Origin of the sequence: Kitasatospora sp. NPDC051164 (assembly GCF_044455625.1) — a bacterium.
GTDB lineage: Bacteria > Actinomycetota > Actinomycetes > Streptomycetales > Streptomycetaceae > Kitasatospora.
The window spans coordinates 1-5237 of the sequence record NZ_JBITFB010000100.1 but is presented as its reverse complement, the minus strand read 5'-3'; the positions used below and the strand labels follow the sequence as shown (position 1 = coordinate 5237).

At 73.4% G+C, this 5237-nt stretch carries 1 protein-coding gene; it reads right to left on the bottom strand.

Going from position 1 to position 5237, the window contains the following annotated elements:
* On the bottom strand, positions 1-5237 hold a 5237-nt coding region (locus ACIBEC_RS47480; protein ID WP_396290888.1), incomplete at both ends, for a type I polyketide synthase.

The window sequence follows — 5237 nt, the reverse complement described above, 5'->3', positions numbered from 1 at the left end:
GACGCCAGACCCGCATTCGCCAACGCCTGCCGGATCACCCGCTGCTGGGAGGGACCGTTCGGCGCCGTCAGGCCGTTCGACGCACCGTCCTGGTTGATCGCCGACCCGCGGACCACGGCGAGCACCGGGTGCCCGTTCCGCCGGGCATCCGACAGCCGCTCGACCAGCACCATGCCGACGCCCTCGCCCCAACCGGTGCCGTCCGCCTCCGCCGAGAACGCCTTGCACCGGCCGTCCGCGGAGAGGGCCCGCTGGCGGCTGAAGTCCACGAACACCTCGGGGGTGGACATGATCGCTACGCCGCCGGCGAGCGCCATCGTGCACTCGCCGTTCCGCAGCGCCTGGATCGCCCAGTGCAGCGCGACCAGAGAAGAGGAGCAGGCCGTGTCGATCGTGACCGCCGGGCCCTCCAGGCCGAAGGTGTAGGCGACCCGGCCCGAGGCGATGCTGCCCGAGTTGCCGGTGCCGAGGTAACCCTCCACGCCGTCGGGGAGCTCACCCAGGTTGTTGGCGTAGTCGTGGTACATCACACCGGCGAACACACCGGTGCGGCTGCCGCGCAGCGTCGCCGGGTCGATCCCCGCACGCTCCACGGCCTCCCACGAGGTCTCCAGCAGCAGCCGCTGCTGCGGGTCCATCGCCAACGCCTCGCGCGGCGAGATCCCGAAGAACACCGGGTCGAACAGGCCCGCGTCGTGCAGGAAGCCGCCCTCGCGGGCATACGAGGTGCCCTGGTGATCGGGGTCGGGGTGGTAGAGGTTCTCGAGGTCCCAGCCGCGGCCCGTCGGGAAGCCGGAGACCGCGTCCCGGCCCTCCGACACCAGCCGCCACAGATCCTCCGGGGACTCGACGCCACCCGGGAAGCGGCAAGCCATGCCGACGATCGCGATCGGCTCGTCATCGACCGTCACCGTCCGGACAGCCGCTGCGGCACCCGGCGCCTCGCCGACCAGTTCGGCGAGCAGGAAAGCGGCCAGGGCACCCGGCGTCGGGTGGTCGAAGACCAGCGTCGCCGGCAGGCGCAGGCCGGTCGCGCCGTTGAGCTCGTTGCGCAGCTCGACGGCGGTCAGCGAGTCGAAGCCCAGCTCCTTGAACGCCCGGTTGGCGTCCACGGCGGCCGCGTCCCCGTAGCCGAGGACGGACGCGACCCGGGCACGGACCAGGTCCAGCAGGAGTTCCGTCCGTTCGGCGGCCGGCGCGGCAAGGACGCGCTGCGCCAGGGACGAGCCGGCCGGGCGGCCCGCCGAGCCGTTCTCGGCAACGCGGCGGAGCGGGGTGCGCACCAGGCCGCGCACCAGCGGCGGCAGGGTGCCGGCGGCAGCCTCGGCGCGCAGCGCGGCCAGGTCGAGCCGGATCGGAACGACAACGGACTCGTCCGCGGCGATCGCCGCGTCGAAGAGCGCCAGCCCCTCGTCGGCGAGCAGGCCCTGCACACCGCCACGGCTCATACGGCGGACGTCGACATCGGCGAGACTACCGACCATTCCGCCTTCCGCCCAGGCACCCCAGGCGAGGGAGGTCGCGGGCAGCCCGGCGGCCCGGCGCTGGGCGGCAAGGGCGTCCAGGAAGACGTTCGCGGCCGCGTAGTTGCCCTGCCCGAGTCCGCCGAAGGTGCCGGCGGCGGAGGAGAACAGCACGAAGGCGGTCAGCGGGTGGCCGGCCGTCAGCTCGTGGAGGTGGAGGGCCGCGTCGACCTTCGGACGCAGCACGGTGTCGATGCGGTCGGGAGTGAGCGAGGTGACGATGCCGTCGTCCAGGACACCGGCCGTGTGGACCACACCGGAGAGCTCGTGGTCGGCGAGCAGCGCGGCCAGCGCCTCCCGGTCGGCCACATCGCACGCCGCGACCGCCACCGTTGCGCCGACGTCCGTCAGCTCGGCGACCAGCTCCGCCGCACCCGGCGCCTCCGCACCACGGCGCGACACCAGCAGCAGGCTCCGCACCCCGTGCCCGACCACCAGATGACGGGCCACCAGCCCGCCCAGCAGACCCGACGCACCCGTCACCAGGACCGTGCCCGACGACCCGAACACCGACACCGCCTCCGAGGACGCAGCCGCCGCCCTCGACAGACGCGGCACCTGAATCGCGCCGGCGCGCACCGCGAGCTCCGGCTCGCCGGCGGCCAGAGCGGCGGAGAGCGCCTCGCGGGAGAAGTCGCCGCCGTCGAGGTCCAGCAGGACCAGGCGGCCGGGGTTCTCGGACTGCGCCGAGCGCACCAGGCCCCACACCGGCGCGTGCACCAGGTCCTCGACCTCGGCACCGACCGCCCCACGGGTCACCAGGACCAGACGCGACGCCGAGAACCGCTCATCAGCCAGCCACTCCCGCACCGTTCCCAAAACCCCGTGCAGCGCGGCGCGCACAGCCGAAGCCACACCATCAGACGCCTCGACCGACTCCAGCGCCAGGAACACCGCATCCGGAACCCCCGAACCGCCGTCGACCGCCGCACCCAGCTCCGCCAGGTCCGCGAACCGCTCCGCACCGAACCCGCCCGCACCCAGCACGGCCCACCGACCCGCCGGCGCCTGCGACACCGGCAGCACCGTCCACTCCACCCGGTACAGCGAGTCGACGAAGCCACCGCGGGCGGCCCGGACCTGCTCCTCGGACACCTCACGCATCGCCAGCGAGGCCACGGACGCCACCGGGCGCCCGGACTCGTCGGCCAGCACGAGAGAGACCGTGTCGCGGCCCGCCGGCGACATCCGCACCCGGACGGCCGAAGCCCCGGCGGCGTGCAGCGTCACCCGGTTCCATGCGAAGGGCAGGCGGCCGCCGCCGCTCTCCTCCAGCAGGTTGCCGATGCCGACCGCGTGCAGCGCGGCATCGAGCAGGGCCGGGTGCAGTCCGAAGAGTGCGGCGTCGGCCTCGGCGCCCTCCGGCAGGCACACCTCCGCGTAGACGTCCTCGCCACGGCGCCACGCGGCGCGCAGGCCCTGGAACACCGGTCCGTACCCGAACCCGGCCGCCTGGAAGACGTCGTAGAGATCGTCCACGCCGACCGTGGTCGCACCCTGCGGAGGCCACTCGGTGAGGTCGAAGGACGGCAAATCGTCACCGTCGCCGGGGGCCAGCACGCCGGTGGCGTGCCGCGTCCAGACCTCCCCGCCGGCCGTGTCCTCCAGCCGGGAGTACAGGCCGACAGCCCGGCGGCCCGACCCGTCGGCCTCCTCGACGGCGAGCTGGACATGGACGCCGCCCTGCTCGGGCAGCACCAGCGGCGCCTCCAGCGTCAGCTCCTCCAGCAGCCCGCAGCCGACCTGGTCACCGGCGCGGATCGCCAGCTCGACGAACGCCGTGCCGGGCAGCAGCACCGCGCCCATCACCGCGTGATCGGCCAGCCACGGGTGCGACTGCACCGACAGCCGGCCCGTGAACAGGAATCCGTCCACCGCGGGCAGCGAGACGGCCGCCCCCAGCAACGGGTGACCGGCCGCCGCCAGTCCGACCGAGGCCACATCGCCGACAGCCCAACCCACCCGCTCCGGCCAGTACCGCTGCTGTTGGAAGGGGTAGGTGGGCAGGTCGACCCGGCGCGCGCCGGTACCGGCGAACACGGCCGGCCAATCGACCGCGAGACCGCGGACATGGGCCTGGACGAGCGCTGCCGTGAGCGTGCGGGCCTCCGGGCGGCCGGCGCGGAGCACCGGGACGAACGCGGCCTCGGCCGCAGACTCCTGACCCATCGCCGACAGCACACCGTCCGGACCCAACTCGACGAACGTCCGGACACCATCCGCCTCCAGGGCGGTGACCGCGTCCGCGAAACGGACGGCCTCACGGACGTGGCGCACCCAGTACCCGGCGTCGGTCAGCTCGGCGGAGACAGGAGCGCCCGTGAGAGTGGAGACAATCGGAATCCGCGGAAGTTCGTAGGTGACCTGCTCGGCAACGGCACGGAAGTCCGCGAGCATGCCGTCCATCAGCGGCGAATGGAACGCATGACTGACCGTCAGCCACTTGGACTTCCGACCCTCCAACCGCGCGACCAGCACGAGCACCTCATCCTCGGCACCCGAGACCACCACGGAGGTGGGCCCGTTGACCGCGGCGATCCCGACACCCTCGGTGAGCAGCGGCAGCACCTCGGCCTCGCTCGCCTGCACCGCGACCATCGCACCGCCGCGCGGCAGCGCCTGCATCAACCCGGCACGAGCCGCCACCAGCCTCGCGGCATCCGCCAGCGAGAACACACCCGCGACATGGGCGGCAGCCAGCTCACCGATCGAATGCCCGGCCAGCACGTCCGGGGTCAGACCCCACGACTCCACCAGCCGGAACAGCGCCACCTCCAGCGCGAACAGCGCCGGCTGAGCCCAACCCGTCTCGTGGATCAGCTCCGGGTCGGCGATCGCCTCACGCAGCGGACGGTCCAGGAACTGGTCCAGGTGCGCACACACCGCATCGAACGCGTCCGCGAACACCGGGTAGGCGGCATAGAGCTCCTCCCCCATCCCGACGCGCTGGCTGCCCTGACCGGTGAACAGGAACGCCGTCCGCCCCTCCACCACCGAGGCCTGACCACCGGACACCGCGGCCAGCCCGGCCAGCAGCTCCGCACGATCGGAGGCCGCGAACCCGGCCCGGAACTCGAACGCCGCCCGGCCCGTCGCCAGCGAGAACCCCAGATCCGCCACACCCGGCGCACCCTCGCCCTCGACCACCGCCACCAGCCCCGCCGCCTGCGCCGCCAGCGCCTCCGGACTCCGCGCCGAAAGCACCACCGGCACCACCGGCAGGGCCACCGAGTCACCCTCCGGGGCCTCCTCCGCAGCCGGAGCCTGCTCCAGGATCGTGTGGGCATTCGTCCCGCTCACACCGAAGGCCGATACACCGGCCCGGCGGAGGCCGCCGGTCTCGGGCCACGGCAGGTTCTCCGTCAGCAGTTCGACAGCGCCGGCCGTCCAGTCGACGTGCGGGGTCGGCGCGTCCACGTGCAGGGTCCGCGGCAGGACGCCGTGCTGCATCGCCATGACCATCTTGATCACACCGGCGACACCGGCCGCGGCCTGGGTGTGCCCGATGTTCGACTTCACCGACCCCAGCAGCAGCGCACGGCCGTCCCGACGCTCCTGACCGTACGTCGCGAGCAGAGCCTGTGCCTCGATCGGGTCACCAAGGCGGGTGCCCGTGCCATGCGCCTCGACCGCGTCGATCTGGTCCGCCGTCAGCCCGGCACCGGCCAGGGCCTGCCGGATCACCCGCTGCTGCGACGGACCGTTCGGCGCCGT